Source organism: Allobosea sp. FG18, assembly GCF_057809495.1.
The window spans coordinates 1-15,960 of the sequence record NZ_JBMDKB010000016.1 but is presented as its reverse complement, the minus strand read 5'-3'; the positions used below and the strand labels follow the sequence as shown (position 1 = coordinate 15,960).

The window sequence follows — 15,960 nt, the reverse complement described above, 5'->3', positions numbered from 1 at the left end:
TCCTGCGACTTCACGATGGGATGTCCGGCTTCTTGGATACCGACGAGTGGCTGAGGAGCCTGAGCGCGCTCGGCGGCCCGTGCAAAATGAATGACAAGTTCAGCGACTCCGATGCGCCCGTTTCATCCTTTATTTCCGCTGTTCTTGCGTTCGCTTGGCGAACGACCCGGACTTAAGCTTTAGGAAAGTGCTCTGCCCAATCGTCCGTTCGATAACCGGGACGAAGCAAATGCCCCCTAAAGCTCTGGAATCTGAGAAATCAGTGGGTTTTGAAGCCAGTGACGCGAAGCCGGATCAGGCTTCGGCTGCGGTTCGCGAGGCGGTTTCTCCAGCCGCCTCTGCCAACGGCCCGGAACCTCAGGACGCGCGCGCCCTGCAGAGCAGGCTGAAACGATATGTCGACGGCGGCGAGCCCAAGCCGGAGGCCGAAAGCATGACACCGCAACCGACCAGGCGGTCTTTGCTGACGCCTGGCGTCCGGCGGGCGGGCAAGGTTCTGCTGGGGGCGGCCGTTGTCGCCGTTTTTGGGCTGGTGCCGTTGCGCACGCTGCTTCAGACATCCAGCGTCGAGGCCGTCGTCAATGCACGGCTCATGACGCTGCGCTCGCCCATCGCGGGTGAGGTCGTCGCATCGACGACGGACCTGGCTGCGTCCGATGCTCTTGCGCAAGGCTCGACCTTGCTCCGCATCGTCAATCCGCGAGCGGATCGCGGCCGGCTCGATGAGTTGGAGCAGACTCTTGGCAGGCTGGCGAGCCAGCGGGCGACGTTGAGCAGCAAGCTCGCCAGCGCGCAGACCGCCGAGGCCGATCTCGACCGGCAGGCCGAGGCGTTCAGGCTGGGCAGGATCGAGCAGTTGACCGCTCGCGCGGCCGAGCTCGAAAGCCAAATCACCGTCGCCATCGCCAGGCGCGAGGAGGCGGCGGCTGCCTATGCCCGGGCCGAGACATTGGCGCGGACCGGGAACGTCACGGCTGCGGAGTTCGACCGCCTGTCGCGCGAGGTCACGATCGCGAAGGGGATCGAAACCTCGACGCGCCATCGGCTTACGGCCGCGACCGTCGAGCTTGCAGCGGCGCGCAACCGGATCTTCCTCGGCGACAGCTACAACGACCGGCCGAGCTCGGTGCAGCGCGGCGACGAGATGCGCCAGCGCATCGCCGATCTCAGCTCGGAACTGGCGGGCCTCGACGCGGAAGCGAAACAGCTGGAAGCCGCGCTCGCCACGACGCGTGCGCGCTATCAGGCCCAGTCGGACGTCGCCATGACGCTTCCGGTGACCGGGCGCATCTGGGAGGCCATGGTCTCTCCCGGCGAGCAGGTTCGCGTCGGCCAGGATCTCGCCCGGTTGATCGATTGCTCGACGGCGGTCGTGACGGCGAATGTCACGGAGTCCGTCTATAATCGCCTCTCGGTCGGCAGCTCAGCCCGCTTCGTTCCGGCCGATGGCGGCAGTGACCTGCAAGGGAAGGTCGTCAACCTGACCGGCCGTGCCACTGCGGCGGCTAATCTCGCGATCGAACCTGCCGCCCTGAGCAAGGAACCCTACCGGGTCACGGTTTCCGTGCCTGATCTCGGCACCGGACAGGTCTGCGCCGTGGGACGCACCGGCCGCGTCGTGTTCGGCGAACAGGCCTCGGCGCCGTGACGCACGATCTCCTGACCGCACTGGCGCCGGGCCTCGCTGCGGCCGGGCTTGCCGTCATGCTCACCCCGTTGCTGAGGCATGATCGGACACCCGCGCGCATGCTGATGGTTGGCGTCGGGCTGCTGCTGCTGCTGCGTTATTTCCACTGGCGCGTGACGTCGACCCTGCCGCCGGTCGGCTGGACGGCCGATTTTGCGGCTGGCAGCATTTTCCTGGTCGCGGAAGCGGCGTCGCTGTCGGCGGCGATCCTGGCCTCGATCTTCCTGTGCCGGACACGGAACCGCTCGCCCGAGGTCGAGGCGAACAAGGCCTGGCTCGCAAGCCTGGAGCCGCCGCTGGTCGATGTCCTGATCTGCACCTACAACGAGGAAGAGGCCATCCTCGAGCGCACCATCATCGGCGCAACCGGGATGAACCACGGCAATTATCGCGTCTGGGTGCTCGACGACGGCCGCCGCCCCTGGCTCGAGGAACTGTCGCAGCGCTTGGGCTGCCGCTATCTGACCCGGCCGGACAACAGCCATGCCAAGGCCGGCAACATCAATCATGCTCTGGCGCATCTGGCGACCCTGCCGGATCCTCCTGCGTTCATCTCGATCCTGGACGCGGATTTCGTCCCGCTCCCGGATTTCCTCCCGCGAGCGCTGTGCCTGTTCCGGGATCCGGGCGTCGGCCTGGTGCAGACGCCGCAGCATTTCATCAATCCCGACCCGATCCAGACCAATCTCGCCGCCGCCCATGTCTGGCCGGACGAGCAGCGCTTCTTCTTCGATGTCGTGCTGGCCTCGAAGGATGCCTGGGGCGCGGCGTTCTGCTGCGGCACCTCTTCCGTCATCCGCTTCGAGCCGCTGATGCGGATCGGCGGCTTTCCGACCGATTCCGTCACGGAAGACTATCTGCTGACGCTGCGGCTGAAGGAAACGGGCTTCACCACCGCCTATCTGAACGAGCCGCTCACGCTCGGGCTCGCCCCCGAAGGCCTCAAGGAATACATCACGCAGCGCGGCCGCTGGTGCCTGGGCTTCATGCAGATCACGCGTGGGCGCAGCGGCCCGTTCTCGCGCACATCGAGCCTCACCTTCATCGATCGCCTGTCTCTGGTGGACACCTTCCTCAACTGGACCGCCGTCTACATCGCGAAGCTGCTCGGGCTGCTCGTCCCGATCGGCTACCTGCTGTTCGGCATCCATACCGTCGATGCCAATCTCTACGACCTGCTCGGTTATTTCCTGCCGTTCTTCCTGTGGCACTCGGTCACGATGAGCTGGATCTCGCGCGGCCGCTCGCTGGTCTTCATGACCGACGTGTCCCAGTTCATCGCAGCTCCAGCGATTCTGAAAGCGGTCTTCACCGGGCTTCTGCGGCCGCGGAACCAGAAGTTCAAGGTCACCGCCAAAGGTGGCGACCGGGGCCAGCGCTTCATCGAATGGCCGCTCGTGAAGATCTACGGCAGCATCATTCTCCTCACCCTGGCCGGGCTGGTCTATGCCTTCGCGATCCATGTGCGCGGCGACAGCCTGACTTCGGGCGGCCTGGCCTTCGCCTGGAGCTGGTATAACCTGATTGTCCTCATCATCGTCTGCTTCGTCTACATCGAACAGCCACGCCGCCGCAAGGCGGAGCGCTTCGCGACCGACGAGGCGATCATGCTCGAATGTGCCGGGCAAAGCCTGATCCTGCGGCTGACGGACATTTCCATCACTGGGGCTGGGCTGCGCGGCGAACCTCCTGCGCCGCTGGGCACGGCCGTCATCTGCACGATCGGCGGGCGCGCGGTCCGCGGCACGATCGTGCGCAAGCTGGCGGACGGTTTCGCGATCAAGTTCGACGAGGAGCTGAAGACGCGCATCGAGATGATCCGCGGCTTCTACGCCGGCAACTATGTCAAAGCCTTTGCGCAGGTCGCGACATTGGGCGTGACCACCGCCGTCGTGCGCCGGCTCTTCGACTGAAGCGACCCCAAAAGTGGAGCGTGGCAGAGCGATCGGTCGCGGCTGTCGGTATTCTCAACGCCCGCGAAAGTGACGCATGTCCCGAGCGCGAACGACATCAGTCCAGAAGCGTTCGAGCGCGCTTCGGCGTGATGCTCGGCTTTGACCACGAAACCGGGAACCGTCCAGATAGGTCGGCGGTGTCTAACGGACCGGGCGCGGTCCCGCGTGACGGGACGCATTCAAGCCGCGATCTCGCGAACGCCCTGCGTCGCTTCCTCAGCAAACCGACGGTATGGGGCGTGCACATGGGTTGGCACGTCGATAATCGACCCATCGACAATCGAGCAGGCTTACGTTGCGATTGGGTGGCCGAATCTAGGCGATCTGCGGAATCATCCAAACAAGGAAGCCTTCAACGCTGCCCTAGCCGCACACGTGGCCGAGGGCCAAGCGGGCGCTGATCGTGCCGGACAAGGCGCAGCGCGTCCACCGATTCCACGCCAATACGCTGCACGCGCTGGCCGAACATGCTGACGGCGGCCGGCCTCATCCATCCCGAAGAGCTCGGCCCACGCCGTCTCGTGCGCCGCGTCAGCGCCACCGAGATTCGCCTGTTCTCCGATCTGCACGTCTTCCTGCAGCCGTGCGAATTGCGGACCGGGCTCTGCGAGCACACCTTCCATCGCCGCAACGGGGACGTCGCCCGCACCGACAGCTTCGACAGATTGTCGTGAGTGCATTCCCGCCGGGACAATGATGGAAGCCGGACACGCAACGCAGGCGCGCAATAAGACCGTAGCGTTTTCGGAGGAATGTGCCCAGTATCGATCCAGCTATGAATAGCTCGCCCTGTACCTTCCGATTGAACGGGGCGAACAATGGCTAAGGGGTGAACAAATGTCTGAGCAGTCTCGGATGGCGCATGCGCAGCGGTTCTCCTCGGCCTTGCGCCTTTCCTCCACAACGCTCGCGGCGCTCCTCATCTTCGGCCTCGGCGCGGGCGCCCTCGCCCAGCAGCCGGCGCCCACCGCCGTTCCCGTCGGCACCGTGATCGCCGAGAAGCGCGCCATCACCCAGACCGCCGATTTCGTCGGGCGGATCGAGGCGGTGAACCGTGTCGACATCCGCGCCCGCGTCACCGGCTATCTCGAAGAGGTCCTGTTCAAGGACGGGGCGACCGTCGCCGAGGGGGCTCCGCTCTTCCGCATCGAGCGCAGCCCGTTCGAGGCCGCGGTCGAGCAAGCGCAAGGCGCGCTCGAGAAGGCCCAGGGCGCCCTCCAGAACGCCACGGTGCAGCGCCAGCGTGCCGAGGACCTGCTGAAGACGAATGCCGGCTCGGTCGCCATCCGCGACCAGCGTGTCGCCGACGAGAAGGGCGCGCAGGGCGACGAAACCACGGCCGCCGCCAACCTGAAGACCGCCCAGATCAATCTCGGCTACACCGAGATCAGGGCGCCGATCGCCGGCCGGATCGGCCGCACCAAGGTGACTATGGGTAATGTCGTCGGCCCCGATACCGGCGTGCTGGCCCAGATCGTCAGCGACAACCCGATGTATGTCACCTTCCCGGTCAGCCAGCGCGAATTCCTGGCGCTGAAGACGAACCGGTTGCCGGCGGACGGACAGGCCCCGCTGGTCAGCCTCAAATTCTCCGACGGCTCGACCTACGACCAGAAGGGCCGTGTCGACTTCGTCGACGTCTCGGTCGAGCGCACCACCAATACCGTGCTGGTGCGCGCCACATTGCCCAATCCCGCCGGCAAACTCCTCGACGGCACGCTGGTGCGCGTCGCCGTCCAGGCCGACAAGAGCGAGGAAAAGGTGCTGGTCCCGCAATCGGCGCTGATCGCCGACCAACAAGGCTCTTATGTCTTCGCCGTCGAGGACGGCAAGGCGGTGGTGAAGCGGGTCAAGGTCGGCGCCGAGGCCGGCTCCTATGTCGCGATCGACCAGGGCCTTTCCGGCAACGAGCAGATCGTTATCCAGGGTCTGCAGAATCTCCGGCCCGGCGTGCCGGTGCTGGCTTCGCCGGTGACCCTTACGACCGGCCGGAGCTGACGTCATGCTGAGCTCCGTCTTCGTTGACCGGCCCCGGCTGGCGATCGTCATAGCGCTCATCACCACGATCGCGGGCCTGATCTCGCTGTTCGCGATTCCCGTCGCGCAATATCCCGACATCGTGCCGCCGCAGATCTCGGTCCGGGCGTCCTATCCCGGCGCCTCGGCCGCCGTGGTGGAGCAGACCGTAGCCCAGCCGATCGAGGCCCAGATCGTCGGCACCGACAAGATGCTCTACATGAAGAGCGTCAGCGGCAACGACGGCAGCTACTCGCTGCAGGTCTCCTTCGAGCTCGGCACCAATCCCGACATCAACAACGTCAACGTCAACAACCGCGTCCAGCTCGCCTTGTCGAAGCTGCCGCAGGAGGTCCAGCGCAGCGGTGTCGTCGTCAAGAAGCAGTCCTCGGCCCTTCTCGGCGTCATCGCTGTCTATGCGCCGAAGGGCAACTACAACCAGCTCTTCGTCTCGAACTACGTCACCATCAACCTCCTCGACGCGATCAAGTCCACGGCCGGCGTCGGCGACGCCGCGCTCTTCGGCGCCCAGGACTACGCCATCAGGGCCTGGGTCCGCACCGACAGCCTGACCGGCCTCAACATCACCACCGGCGACATCATCGCCGCGATCCAGGGCCAGAACGCGCAGGCCGCGGTCGGCCGCATCGGCGCCCGCCCGATCTCCGACGACCAGCAGCTCCAGCTCAACATCCAAACCAAGGGCCGCCTGACCTCGCCGGAGGAGTTCGGCAAGATCGTGCTGCGCACCAATGCCGACGGCTCAGTCCTGCGGCTCTCGGACGTTGCGCGCCTCGAGCTCGGCGCCGCCAATCTCGACCGCGACACGCGCCTGAACGGCGGCCCGGCCGTGCTGATCGGCGTCTACCAGGCGCCCGGCGCCAACGCCCTCACAGCCCTCGAATCCGTCAAGAAAACGATCGGCGATCTCGAGAAGTCCTTCCCCGACGGCCTCGCCTGGAAGGTCACCTACGACCCGACCGCCTTCGTCACCGCCACGATCCACGAGGTTCAGAAGACGCTGATCGAGGCCTTCGCCCTCGTCGTGCTTGTCGTCTACATCTTTCTCGGCAATCTCAGGGCGACGCTGATCCCGACCGTCGCCGTGCCGGTAAGCCTGGTCGGCGCCTTTATCGTGCTCAACGCCATCGGTTATTCCGCCAACACCGTCTCGCTGCTCGCGGTGGTCCTCGCCATCGGCATCGTCGTCGACGACGCGATCGTCGTCATCGAGAACGTCGAGCGCGTGATGGAGGAACATCCGGAGCTCTCGCCGGCCGAGGCGACCAAGCGCGCCATGGGCGAGATCGTCGCACCGATCATCGCGATCACACTGGTGCTGCTCTCGGTCTTCGTGCCGGTCGCCTTCATCCCGGGCATCTCCGGCGAGCTCTTCCGCCAGTTCGCCGTCACCGTGGCGGTCGCGATGGTGCTCTCGGCGATCAACGCACTGACGCTGTCGCCCGCGCTCTGTGCCATCCTGCTGAAGCCGCATCACGGACCCCGGCGCGGCCCGATCGGCCTTATCATGCGCGGCATCGACTGGACGCGCGACCGTTACGGCAACGGCGTGGCGCGCCTCGTGCGCATCTCGGCCATCAGCCTTGTTCTGACCGCGGCCTTCGGCGCCGGCATCTACGCCATGAGCCGGGTCACGCCGACCGGCTTCCTGCCGGAGGACGATCAGGGCGCCTTCTTCGTCGTTGCGCAGTTGCCCGACGGCGCCTCCATCGGCCGCACATCGGCGCTCGCCGCCGAGGTCGAGGGCATCCTCAAGACCGAGAAAGCGATCGCCGATTATTCCACGGTCATCGGCCTCAACTTCATCGACAATTATTCCCAGCCCAATGCCGGCTTCTTCGTCGTAACCCTGAAGCCGTTCGACCAGCGCACCAGCCCGGAGGATTCGGCCTCTGCCGTCATCGCTCGGCTCGCCCAGAAGTTCCGCAGCGTGCGCGACGGCAATGTCGTCCCGGTCGCGCCTCCGCCGATCATCGGCCTCGGCAGTGGCGGCGGCTTCAGCTACGTGCTGATGGATATGGGCTCTTCCGACGCCAAGGCGCTCGGCCAGGCGCTGCGCGGTCTGACGGTTGCCGCCAATCAGGACCCGCAATTGCGGCGGGTGTTCTCGACCTTCTCGGATTCGGCGCCATCGATCTATCTCGACATCGATCGCGAAAAGGTCCAGATTCTCGGCGTCGCCCTAAGCGACGTCTTCCAGGCCCTCCAGGCCTCGCTCGGCGGCTATTACGTCAACGACATGAACCTGTTCGGCCGCACCTGGCAGGTCCAGGTCCAGGCCGAAGGCACCGACCGCGCCTCGGTCAACGACATCTACCGCATCAACGTCCGCAGCAAATCCGGCGACATGGTGCCGCTGCGCTCCTTCGTCGAGGCCAAGGTCGTGGTCGGCCCGCAGGCGCTGATCCGCTACAATAACCGCCTGGCGGTGACGCTGCAGGGCTCGCCTGCCCCTGGCGTCTCCTCGGGTCAGGCACTGAAGGCGATGGAGGCGGTCGCGGCCAAGACGCTGTCACCCGGCTATCGCGGCGAATGGACCGATGTTTCCTTCCAGGAGAAGCGGGCCGAAGGGCAGACGGGGATCATCCTCGCCTTCGCGCTGCTCTTCGCCTATCTCTTCCTGGTCGCGCTCTACGAGAGCTGGACGATCCCCGTGCCGGTGCTGCTCTCGGTAGCGGTCGGCGTCCTCGGCGCCTTCATCGCGATCGTCCTGGCGAAGCTGACGCTCGACCTCTACGCCCAGATCGGCATCGTCGTGCTGATCGGCCTCGCCGCCAAGAACGGCATCCTGATCGTCGAGTTCGCCAAGGAGCTGCGCGAGAAGGGCCACCCGCTGCTGCACGCGGCGACCGAAGGCGCGCGCCTGCGCTTCCGTCCGGTGATGATGACCTCCTTCGCCTTCATCCTCGGCCTGCTACCGCTGGTGATCGCGGAAGGACCGTCGAAACTCGCGCGGCGCGATGTCGGCACCCCCGTCTTCGGTGGCATGCTCGCAGCATCCTTGATCGGCATCTTCGTGATTCCGGCGCTCTATGTGATCTTCCAGTCCTTGCGCGAGCGCCTGCGGCCATCGACCCGCCCCAAGGAGGAGCAGGTCTGAGACGAGTCCCCTCATCGACGGACCGTCACATCGGTCCGTCGATGAGGGTGCAGTCCTGCCCCGCGGCGGCCAGCGCCTGCAGCTGAGCCAGCGCGATCCGAAGCAGCTCGGGACGAGCGCCGAAGCGGAACCGGACGAGACGCGGCAGCTGCAGCAGCCAAGCGCCTTCCTCGCTCAGCACGAGTTCGACATGGTCGAGACACGCCGCCAGCCGGATCACCTTGCGGCCGTCGCAGGCCAGACCTTGGTCGGTGCGTTCGAGGTAGAGCAGGTCTTCGACCCCGACGGCTGGTGGCGGCCGGGTTGCCCGCCACACGCGACATGCAGGATATCAAGCGGATCCCCGCCGCCGCGAAGCGAGTGAGAGCACGAGGAGGTCGCGTCTCCGGTGAAGACCTCCTTGATCTCGAAACCATCCACTCCGTTCTCCAAATCGGCGGGTCATATGGGGCACCCTGGCGCGGGATCAGTCCATTTCGGAGAACTGCGCCTCATCCGAAATCCTGCATTGCCGAAGCAGTTGGGATCGGCTATCCAGCCTGCACGGTTAGCGCCCGTAGCTCAGCTGGATAGAGCGTTGCCCTCCGAAGGCAAAGGTCACACGTTCGAATCGTGTCGGGCGCGCCAACAAAATCAGATATTTAGAAGACACTCCGGCCCGAGGCGATTTCATCGGGTAAGCAGGAGGTAAGCAGGCGGCAAATTTTCGCGCGGGTGAGCGCAGGCTAGCTTTGCCAGAAAGCCATGCTTGTTAGGAGGCAGCCGGCTCCTAGGAGCCGCAGATTCTTCGCCGTCCGGCTTGCCGCAGTCTGCCTCTGCTCAACCGACGGCACCGCTGCCCCGCCACGCGAGCGAAACCGCGACGGCAAAGATCAAGGCGAAGCCCATAGCCATGACAATCATGCGGGCAATGGAGCGCCCCGCCCTTTTGGTCTCCGGTCGTCCGTCGCTCTCGCTCGTGGTCAGCTCCTAGCGTTAGCGCAGTAATAGCACCGCGACCTATTCCCATCCGTCCTCGTCATCGTGGCGCGCTTCCCATTTCTCGATCGCCTCGATGAGCCGTATTAGCTCAAGCTCCTCGGGTGAACCTGCTGGCGGATTGCCGAGCTCCGTCACGCGCTGAGTTGCTCTCTCATAGTCGTCGACACATCGAACGATGGCGCGCTTGGGGTCCGCTTCGGTTACACGGCTCGGCGAGAGGAATGAAAACACCTGTCCCTCCTATCCCTCGGCAGGAGCGGCCACGCTCGTCTCGTATGCCACCATCGCGGCGGAAAGATCGAGGAAGGCGCTTTCGTCCCGCTCCTCGTCGGGAAGTTCGGCGATCGACTTCAATCGCGCGACGGCCTCCTGATATTGGTCCTCGTTCTCGATCATCATGAGACTTGCTCCATCTCCCGGACGTACGCCTTGCTGGTTTGCCAACCGGGTCGTCGAGGGAGTCTCGCCCTTCAGACCTTCGGCGGCAGGCCCGCTCTGTCGAACACAGGTATCGACTCCGTAGAGCCCTCGGGCCTCTGCCCGGGTGGTAAATCTTCGGCTGCCCGCCGTACGGCCTCTTCCGACTCCGTCAGGCCATCGGGAGTATTGTTGGCGTCACTCCCTTCATCATGGACGTTTGTCCTGCCGCTTACTCGGCGCCCGGTCTGGATAGGATCGGCGGCGAGAGGGCTTTCTCCTTGATTGGCGGGCTCACGCTCGTCTTCCAAAATCGCCGGATTTTCACGCTGCTTTGGCATGGCTGACTCCTTTGAGGGAGCAAGCCATGCAGCTCTTGTTTGTTCCGACCTTTAGGCCTTGAGCCTTGATTTGGTCATCTCGATCTCGACGACCAAGCCGGAGGGAAGCCAGGCGAAGTGCATGCGTGCGCCCAACTGTGATTTGACCGCTCGATCGACAAGAAGGCTGCCAAAGCCTCGCCTTCGAGGCTCGCCGTCGACCATGGGGCCGCCGAACTCGCCCCAGCGCAAACGTACATCTTCACCCGATGCCTGGACTTTGATTTCCACCGTTCCAGCAGGAACTGAAAGGGAGCCGTGCTTGCTCAAGGCAATCTGGTTCAGAGGCTTGCATCGCTTTTTTGTTTAGTGGCCATCGCACCTCAGCGCGCCAAATCAAGCGGCTTTCTCGCGCGCAAAGGAACGATCGGATTGAACCGCGGTTGTGCCTGCATGGCACGCATCGTGATCCGCAACGAAGATCAACTGAACGAGGCTCTTGACCGAGCGATCCACCTCGCGGGCTCTGCGAAGGGCGGCGACGAGGAGCGTGAACTGAGCGCGATCAACGCAGCGGTGGAGCTGTACGAGCAGTCGCTGGCCGTCACAGCCGCCTCCGGCCGCAGTGAGCGGAAAACCAAAGACGATGTCCCGAGCGGGACTGGATCGGAGTGAGGCGATGCCGATCGAGAATTCACCCCCGTCGAAGGTCGCCAAGAAAGTCGGCATACGCGTCGTGGCGATTATCGCATTCATCATCGTAGCGATATTCGTCGGATTCAATCTGAACCACCTGCAAACGCAGCGCGAATTGCAGTCAGGCCAGGTGGATCCCAGAGACGCCCCGAAAAGCCCGACAGATCTACAGGCACCAAGGCCAAAACCCTGACCGGAATGACTGAGCATTCAGCTCATCAGGAGGCTATCATGCGCATTGGCAGCCACGAGGAATATCAGGCAGCAGTCCATAGGGCTGCGGCATTGAGCGACGCGCTTCCGGATTCTGAGCAAGGCCGGGAGTACCAACGCCTGATCTCCGAAATTCGAGAGTGGGATGAAGCCCATAAGGGTCACAGCGCTCACGACCCGGAGGAGGATGATGGCTTCCTCACGGCTGACGACATGGCTGTAACGGGTTTGCCGGGTAACCTTGGGAAACTCCGGAAAGATTGAAGCCACTTGGATGGGGCGCCAGCGGCGTCGCCCGATCTGGCCAGTGCCGGCGCCGCTGTCAGGATGCTCGCTGCTTCCCTCCTCGCGGCGCAAGGCTCCGGCGAAGAGCTTCCATGATATCGATGACGTTGCTCTCGTTCTCAGCGTCCGCAGGCTTTGCTTTCCCCTTCCGCGCCGGTCTCAAGGACTTTTTCTTCTGCGCGATGATGTCGAGCAGAGCGCTTTGAACGGGGTCCGAGACCATGTCGGCGGACCAGGATTTTGTATGTCCTTTGATATAGCTCTGCACGAGGGGAACCAAGCTCGCGTCGGCTTTGTCAGGGACTTCCGCGAAATAGGAAGCTTCCGGTCTGACCTCATCGCCGAATCTGAGTGTCCAAAGAACAATACCCTCGCCGCGCGGTTCGAGCACGATAGCGCGCTCGCGCCGGCCCATGACGAGGCGCGAGATGCCCAGCACCTTTTCTGCCGCCATGGCGTCTCGGATCACTGCAAAAGCCTCGTGGCCGACTGGATCGTCAGGCATCAGGTAATGAGGCTTTTCGAGGTAGATCCACTCGATGCTGTCGCGCGGTACGAATTTCTCGATATCGATCGTCTTGACGGTATCGAGCGCGACCGCGTCGAGTTCATCCTCGGTCAGCATGACGTAGTCGTTTTCGCCGCGCTCGTAGCCCTTGACCTCGTTGTCTTCTTTGACCGGCTTGCGGGTGATAGAGTCGACATACTGCGAAACGACGCGATTGCCGGTCGCCTTGTTCAAGGTGTGGAAGCGCACCTTCTCGCTTTCGGACGTCGCGGGCGACATCGCGACCGGGCAGGTGACGAGCGAGAGCTTGAGGTAGCCCTTCCAATAGGGGCGCACAGCCATGGCCTCTCTCCTCAGCTCGCTTTGCGTTGTTGAGGAGCCGGCCGCGCGGCACGCCTGGCGTCGCGGGCCGGACCACGATTGCCATTTGCCGCGGAGCGAGAACCTGAAGCTTCCGCCATCGCCTTGGCGCTCTCGCGCAGGGCTGCGAGGAGGTCATCCGGTTTCGAGACTTCAATTTCCTTGCGCTTCGGCGCGGCCCTGCCTTCGATCTTGGCCTTCACCAGTTCCGCCAATGCGGCCTCGTAACGGTCGTCGAACTCCGCGGGATCGAACGCCCCCTTCTTGGTGGCGATGATGTGCTTGGCGAGATCGAGCATCTCGCCCTTGATCCGGAGCCTGGGCATCTCCTCGAATGCCTTTTCCGACGAACGAACCTCGTAATCATACTGCAGCGTTGTCGCGATCAGGCCTTTGCCATGCGCACGGATTAAAACCGTTCTGACGCGCCGAAACAGGACCGTCTGCGCGATAGCTGCGACCTTTGATTTCGCCATGGCATCGCGCAGCGCGGTAAATGCGTCAGAGGACACTCGGTCGGTCGGTACGAGGTAATACGGCTTGTCGAAATAAACGTCGTCGACGTCGGAGCACGGGATGAACGTATCGATGGTGAGCGTCTTATCACTCTCCGGAACGGTAGCCGCGACCTCTTCGGGATCGATCATGACGTATTGGCCATTCTCGATTTCGAACCCCTTCGTCTGCTCCTCGCGTTCCACAGGTTTGCCGGTTTCGCTATCGACGAAGATGCGATTGACGCGGTTCCCGGTGGGCTTGTTCAGCGTGTGGAACGCGATGCGCTCCGATGTGCTGGCGGCGGTAAAGAGCCCGACCCCGAAGCTCACCTCGCCGAACTTGATGAAGCCTTTCCACTGGGCACGGTGACCGGCCATGGCCAACTCCTAACGCAACTCCACAACAAGACGAGTCGCGAACGGACGGCGGACGAAATCGTTCCGTGGAACCGTGTCCAGCTCAGGGCCGTTTGCTGCGGATCAGCGGGAGAAATGCCATGCCATTCGAGCACGTCACAACGCCGAAGCCACCAAGGCCCGCCAACGACCGAGGCGCTCAGCGGATCACCTCCATTGATGAGTATGAGGCTGCGACGCAGCGTGTCCGTGAACTGGCGGACTACTCCGAAGGCTCCCCGCAGGCCGCTGAATTAGCTGCGCTAGTGCAGGTCATCACGCAGTGGGACGAAGCCCACGACGACGCAACCTCCTGGCACTAACCATCGAGCGCCTGATGCCCGCTTACCGCTTCATCACGCACAACGGCGGCGACCACGCCGTCGAGATCGAATGCCCAGACGATAAGTCCGCTCGCCGCGAGGCCAGACAGGCGATCGCGGAAGCTGCGCATGATGCATTGGTTGATACGGACCAGATCGAGATGACAATGACTGTCGAGGCAGCCAGTCGAAAGGTCATCTACCGGGGCCGCTTTTCCGTCGATGCCGGCGATGTGAACTAATCCAGAGCCCAGGCGCACTAGTTGAAAACGGCGGAACCGATAGAACGTCTGTGTCGTTTAGCGGCGTTGAGTTGGAAAATTCCACCAGGCAGGTTCTCACGGTGTGTCGTCATGATGCCGGTTGGGCATTCCGCGATGTGACGGGCGAAGCCTATGGCCGCTCTCCTGACATCAGGAACGCCTATGAGGCAGCCCAGCAAATGGCGCGGAAGATCGGCGCCCATATTGAGTTTTCGAGCGAGGCCGAGATCCACTATCGCGCCGTAATGGCCGCCCCCTCTGTTGACACAGGCGTCGACCCTTTGCCTAAATCCCCCATCGCTTGGAGCGCGCGAGTAGCGCGGTTCTTTGGTTGGGGCAGGAGCGATGAAACCAACCGTTGAGGCTTATACGGTCGCGTTGCCGTGGTACGAGCGTGAGGATTATCAGCGCCTTTGGGAGCTGGCCGACGACCGCGACGAGATGCCCGGCGATTACGAGGCCTGGCACGCAGCAGCGCTCAGCGTCATTAACGCGTGGCTCGCGCGCGGACGAGCCCTTCAGATTGTCACGATACGCCCGGACGAGTTCTTGGCGTGGCTAGAAATGGAGGGCCTTACGAATACCGCCCAGACGCGCTTGAAATATGTCGAGTGCAAAGCCTCTGGCGCCGGGAGTGAAACGGGCGGGCTAGGCGTCGCCGCTGACCCTGAATCGCTGTCAGGCTCGAAGTCGTGATACTCAGAGCTTGAGAAAGCCCGGAACCGCAAAGCGGGCCGCGCCTCTCACTTGGGCGAGTGCTCGCTGAACAGCGACGGGCACAACCCAACAAGCTTCCTCGTCAGCCGGAGTAATCGCTTCCCCATCCGCCGCCAGTCGGGGCGGGCTGGAAATTGTCGTTTACGGCCCTACGCCTGAAGAGCCGGGCCGCTTCATTGAACGCTTCGATGACCTGCCACAGAGCCTCCGTCTGGGCTGGAGTTCGGCCAGTTCTGCTGAGGAGCCGGATTGCCTCATCCCGCGCTCGTCGATTACCGCAGGTCAGACAGTGGTACATCGCGCCATCTTCGGCCCCGAGAAACGTGGACATCAGCGTTTTGCGCTGGCGTCCTCGCGCTCATCAAGCGAAAGGAACTTCTGGGTGACTGCCCCAAGGTTCTCGCCGAGCCACGTTGCCATCGCTGTTTCCTCGTTGAGGATGCGCTGGCAAACAGCCACCGTCTCCACGTCACCGCAGGCCTCCGCTGTCGCGATGAGAACCTCGTAAGCCGCAATCTCCATGTGCTCGAACGTGTAGCTCGCCATCGAGCCCTTGATGACCTCGTCATCCATATCCGACACACCAGCTCAATGGCCCCGCGCTGTTCGAGCAGCTTCGCAGGCTGATGAAGGCTTCCAAGCCGCCAAGCGACAAGGCCTGATCGATTGGACGACAGCGAATTCCGGCTACGGCGGACTTGGCCAGGCGAAGACGAGAGCGATTTTCTCGTTCTCGATGAGCGGGCGAACATCATAGGCAGGATCTACAGGGAAGTTGCGACCTCGCAAGGCCGATGGCTGTTCTTCGTCGGGCCGGGCAATCTCCCGCGACGCGCTGACTTCCACGGCTACGTCGAAACCCTTGAGGAGGCGAAAGCCCGGTTCAAGGAACTGTGGCCGCAATACCGAGCGCAGTGGTCTGAAGAGCGCTTAGAGGCAGCTCTCGCGCAGCAGCGTGCCGCATGGGCCGCCGGGAACTGACGCGGCACTTGGTTCATCGTCCGCAAGTCTTTATGAGCGCTCGATGACCATACATAAGCGCATTATTGACAAGATGGCGGCAGGCTTCCCGTCCGGCACATTCGGCCGCATCGATGCGACGTTGTCGCTAACCGAAACCCGCACAGATTTTATCCGCGATGCCGCGAATTGTCAAACGGCCCGCAAAGTTGCCCCCCGATCGGCGTCCAATGTTGACCCCTTGA

General features: G+C 63.4%; 22 protein-coding genes and 1 tRNA gene. 15 read left to right on the top strand and 8 right to left on the bottom strand.

The features are described 5' to 3' along the window. Positions 1-433: 433 nt before the first annotated feature. The 5 genes from ACODTJ_RS17730 to ACODTJ_RS17710 all read left to right on the top strand — a co-directional run bounded on the left by ACODTJ_RS17730 (position 434) and on the right by ACODTJ_RS17710 (position 8,779). On the top strand, positions 434-1,648 hold the full coding sequence (locus ACODTJ_RS17730; protein ID WP_488849553.1) for an HlyD family secretion protein: 1,215 nt from the start codon (positions 434-436) through the stop codon (positions 1,646-1,648). A gap of 56 nt (positions 1,649-1,704) precedes the next feature. Continuing rightward, on the top strand, positions 1,705-3,600 hold the full coding sequence (locus ACODTJ_RS17725) for a glycosyltransferase (RefSeq protein WP_488849567.1): 1,896 nt from the start codon (positions 1,705-1,707) through the stop codon (positions 3,598-3,600). Between the two features lie 509 nt (positions 3,601-4,109). Beyond that, a complete protein-coding gene (locus ACODTJ_RS17720; protein WP_147020835.1) occupies positions 4,110-4,316 on the top strand; it encodes a hypothetical protein in 207 nt (68 codons plus the stop codon). Positions 4,317-4,479: 163 nt separating this feature from the next. Beyond that, positions 4,480-5,640: an efflux RND transporter periplasmic adaptor subunit gene (locus ACODTJ_RS17715; protein ID WP_488849552.1), complete on the top strand. Its 1,161-nt coding sequence runs from the start codon at positions 4,480-4,482 to the stop codon at positions 5,638-5,640. Positions 5,641-5,644: 4 nt separating this feature from the next. Beyond that, positions 5,645-8,779, top strand: a complete 3,135-nt coding sequence (locus ACODTJ_RS17710; RefSeq protein ID WP_454654974.1) for an efflux RND transporter permease subunit — start codon at positions 5,645-5,647, stop codon at positions 8,777-8,779. A gap of 25 nt (positions 8,780-8,804) precedes the next feature. Here ACODTJ_RS17710 and ACODTJ_RS17705 read toward each other — a convergent pair whose 3' ends face one another. Continuing rightward, a complete protein-coding gene (locus tag ACODTJ_RS17705; protein ID WP_454654972.1) occupies positions 8,805-9,095 on the bottom strand; it encodes a hypothetical protein in 291 nt (96 codons plus the stop codon). Between the two features lie 234 nt (positions 9,096-9,329). On the opposite strand from ACODTJ_RS17705, the gene ACODTJ_RS17700 reads away from it, so the two are divergent. Beyond that, positions 9,330-9,406: transfer RNA gene (locus ACODTJ_RS17700), tRNA-Arg, on the top strand. A 372-nt stretch (positions 9,407-9,778) separates the two neighbouring features. Here the strand turns inward: ACODTJ_RS17700 and ACODTJ_RS17695 are convergent. The 4 genes from ACODTJ_RS17695 to ACODTJ_RS17680 form a co-directional block, all read right to left on the bottom strand. After that, on the bottom strand, positions 9,779-9,991 hold the full coding sequence (locus ACODTJ_RS17695; RefSeq protein WP_488849551.1) for a hypothetical protein: 213 nt from the start codon (positions 9,989-9,991) through the stop codon (positions 9,779-9,781). Between the two features lie 9 nt (positions 9,992-10,000). After that, positions 10,001-10,159, bottom strand: a complete 159-nt coding sequence (locus ACODTJ_RS17690) for a hypothetical protein (protein WP_162766294.1) — start codon at positions 10,157-10,159, stop codon at positions 10,001-10,003. Between the two features lie 71 nt (positions 10,160-10,230). Then, on the bottom strand, positions 10,231-10,518 hold the full coding sequence (locus ACODTJ_RS17685) for a hypothetical protein (protein WP_139163524.1): 288 nt from the start codon (positions 10,516-10,518) through the stop codon (positions 10,231-10,233). A gap of 51 nt (positions 10,519-10,569) precedes the next feature. Next, complete coding sequence (locus tag ACODTJ_RS17680; protein WP_139163525.1) at positions 10,570-10,827, bottom strand: hypothetical protein; 258 nt, start codon at positions 10,825-10,827, stop codon at positions 10,570-10,572. On the opposite strand from ACODTJ_RS17680, the gene ACODTJ_RS17675 reads away from it, so the two are divergent. From ACODTJ_RS17675 to ACODTJ_RS17665, 3 genes are read left to right on the top strand one after another with little or no spacing between them, the layout of a single operon-like run. Then, the gene (locus tag ACODTJ_RS17675; protein WP_488849550.1) at positions 10,816-11,172 is read left to right on the top strand and encodes a hypothetical protein; all 357 of its coding nucleotides are present in this window, start codon (positions 10,816-10,818) and stop codon (positions 11,170-11,172) included. The genes ACODTJ_RS17680 and ACODTJ_RS17675 overlap by 12 nt on opposite strands. A gap of 4 nt (positions 11,173-11,176) precedes the next feature. Continuing rightward, complete coding sequence (locus ACODTJ_RS17670; RefSeq protein ID WP_091857103.1) at positions 11,177-11,386, top strand: hypothetical protein; 210 nt, start codon at positions 11,177-11,179, stop codon at positions 11,384-11,386. Positions 11,387-11,424: 38 nt separating this feature from the next. Next, entirely contained in the window at positions 11,425-11,670 is a 246-nt protein-coding gene (locus ACODTJ_RS17665; RefSeq protein ID WP_162766293.1) for a hypothetical protein, read from the top strand. A 58-nt stretch (positions 11,671-11,728) separates the two neighbouring features. On the opposite strand, the gene ku (ACODTJ_RS17660) is transcribed toward ACODTJ_RS17665, so the two are convergent. Both ku (ACODTJ_RS17660) and ku (ACODTJ_RS17655) read right to left on the bottom strand, forming a co-directional pair. Then, positions 11,729-12,541 carry a non-homologous end joining protein Ku gene (ku, locus tag ACODTJ_RS17660; protein WP_488849549.1) on the bottom strand — a complete coding sequence of 271 codons (813 nt, stop codon included), beginning with the start codon at positions 12,539-12,541 and terminating at the stop codon, positions 11,729-11,731. Positions 12,542-12,552: 11 nt separating this feature from the next. Continuing rightward, positions 12,553-13,434: a non-homologous end joining protein Ku gene (gene ku, locus ACODTJ_RS17655; protein ID WP_488849548.1), complete on the bottom strand. Its 882-nt coding sequence runs from the start codon at positions 13,432-13,434 to the stop codon at positions 12,553-12,555. Between the two features lie 119 nt (positions 13,435-13,553). Between ku (ACODTJ_RS17655) and ACODTJ_RS17650 the strand changes: the two genes are divergently transcribed. The 4 genes from ACODTJ_RS17650 to ACODTJ_RS17635 all read left to right on the top strand — a co-directional run bounded on the left by ACODTJ_RS17650 (position 13,554) and on the right by ACODTJ_RS17635 (position 14,734). After that, positions 13,554-13,775 (top strand): hypothetical protein, encoded by a 222-nt coding sequence (locus ACODTJ_RS17650; protein ID WP_488849547.1) that lies wholly within the window; start codon positions 13,554-13,556, stop codon positions 13,773-13,775. Between the two features lie 14 nt (positions 13,776-13,789). Further along, complete coding sequence (locus ACODTJ_RS17645) at positions 13,790-14,017, top strand: DUF6894 family protein (protein WP_488849546.1); 228 nt, start codon at positions 13,790-13,792, stop codon at positions 14,015-14,017. Between the two features lie 71 nt (positions 14,018-14,088). Further along, positions 14,089-14,400, top strand: a complete 312-nt coding sequence (locus tag ACODTJ_RS17640; RefSeq protein ID WP_488849545.1) for a hypothetical protein — start codon at positions 14,089-14,091, stop codon at positions 14,398-14,400. Continuing rightward, positions 14,384-14,734: a hypothetical protein gene (locus ACODTJ_RS17635; protein ID WP_113585752.1), complete on the top strand. Its 351-nt coding sequence runs from the start codon at positions 14,384-14,386 to the stop codon at positions 14,732-14,734. The genes ACODTJ_RS17640 and ACODTJ_RS17635 overlap by 17 nt, the downstream gene beginning before the upstream one ends. A 351-nt stretch (positions 14,735-15,085) precedes the next feature. Here ACODTJ_RS17635 and ACODTJ_RS17630 read toward each other — a convergent pair whose 3' ends face one another. Next, positions 15,086-15,328 carry a DUF892 family protein gene (locus tag ACODTJ_RS17630; RefSeq protein ID WP_488849544.1) on the bottom strand — a complete coding sequence of 81 codons (243 nt, stop codon included), beginning with the start codon at positions 15,326-15,328 and terminating at the stop codon, positions 15,086-15,088. A gap of 93 nt (positions 15,329-15,421) precedes the next feature. Between ACODTJ_RS17630 and ACODTJ_RS17625 the strand changes: the two genes are divergently transcribed. After that, entirely contained in the window at positions 15,422-15,736 is a 315-nt protein-coding gene (locus ACODTJ_RS17625; protein WP_488849543.1) for a hypothetical protein, read from the top strand. 43 nt (positions 15,737-15,779) lie between these two features. Next, positions 15,780-15,960, top strand: a 181-nt coding sequence (locus tag ACODTJ_RS17620) for a hypothetical protein (RefSeq protein ID WP_488849542.1), incomplete at its 3' end; no start/stop codon positions are given.

What these genes read in the sequence shown, in the direction of transcription:
- ACODTJ_RS17730 (WP_488849553.1), top strand. Translation starts at nt 434, where the DNA reads ATGACACCGCAACCGACCAGGCGGTCTTTGCTGACGCCTGGCGTCCGG.
- ACODTJ_RS17725 (WP_488849567.1), top strand. Translation starts at nt 1,705, where the DNA reads ATGCTCACCCCGTTGCTGAGGCATGATCGGACACCCGCGCGCATGCTG.
- ACODTJ_RS17720 (WP_147020835.1), top strand. Translation starts at nt 4,110, where the DNA reads ATGCTGACGGCGGCCGGCCTCATCCATCCCGAAGAGCTCGGCCCACGC.
- ACODTJ_RS17715 (WP_488849552.1), top strand. Translation starts at nt 4,480, where the DNA reads ATGTCTGAGCAGTCTCGGATGGCGCATGCGCAGCGGTTCTCCTCGGCC.
- ACODTJ_RS17710 (WP_454654974.1), top strand. Translation starts at nt 5,645, where the DNA reads ATGCTGAGCTCCGTCTTCGTTGACCGGCCCCGGCTGGCGATCGTCATA.
- ACODTJ_RS17690 (WP_162766294.1), bottom strand. Translation starts at nt 10,159, where the DNA reads ATGATGATCGAGAACGAGGACCAATATCAGGAGGCCGTCGCGCGATTG.
- ACODTJ_RS17685 (WP_139163524.1), bottom strand. Translation starts at nt 10,518, where the DNA reads ATGCCAAAGCAGCGTGAAAATCCGGCGATTTTGGAAGACGAGCGTGAG.
- ACODTJ_RS17670 (WP_091857103.1), top strand. Translation starts at nt 11,177, where the DNA reads ATGCCGATCGAGAATTCACCCCCGTCGAAGGTCGCCAAGAAAGTCGGC.
- ACODTJ_RS17665 (WP_162766293.1), top strand. Translation starts at nt 11,425, where the DNA reads ATGCGCATTGGCAGCCACGAGGAATATCAGGCAGCAGTCCATAGGGCT.
- ku (WP_488849549.1), bottom strand. Translation starts at nt 12,541, where the DNA reads ATGGCTGTGCGCCCCTATTGGAAGGGCTACCTCAAGCTCTCGCTCGTC.
- ku (WP_488849548.1), bottom strand. Translation starts at nt 13,434, where the DNA reads ATGGCCGGTCACCGTGCCCAGTGGAAAGGCTTCATCAAGTTCGGCGAG.
- ACODTJ_RS17650 (WP_488849547.1), top strand. Translation starts at nt 13,554, where the DNA reads ATGCCATTCGAGCACGTCACAACGCCGAAGCCACCAAGGCCCGCCAAC.
- ACODTJ_RS17645 (WP_488849546.1), top strand. Translation starts at nt 13,790, where the DNA reads ATGCCCGCTTACCGCTTCATCACGCACAACGGCGGCGACCACGCCGTC.
- ACODTJ_RS17635 (WP_113585752.1), top strand. Translation starts at nt 14,384, where the DNA reads ATGAAACCAACCGTTGAGGCTTATACGGTCGCGTTGCCGTGGTACGAG.
- ACODTJ_RS17630 (WP_488849544.1), bottom strand. Translation starts at nt 15,328, where the DNA reads ATGGATGACGAGGTCATCAAGGGCTCGATGGCGAGCTACACGTTCGAG.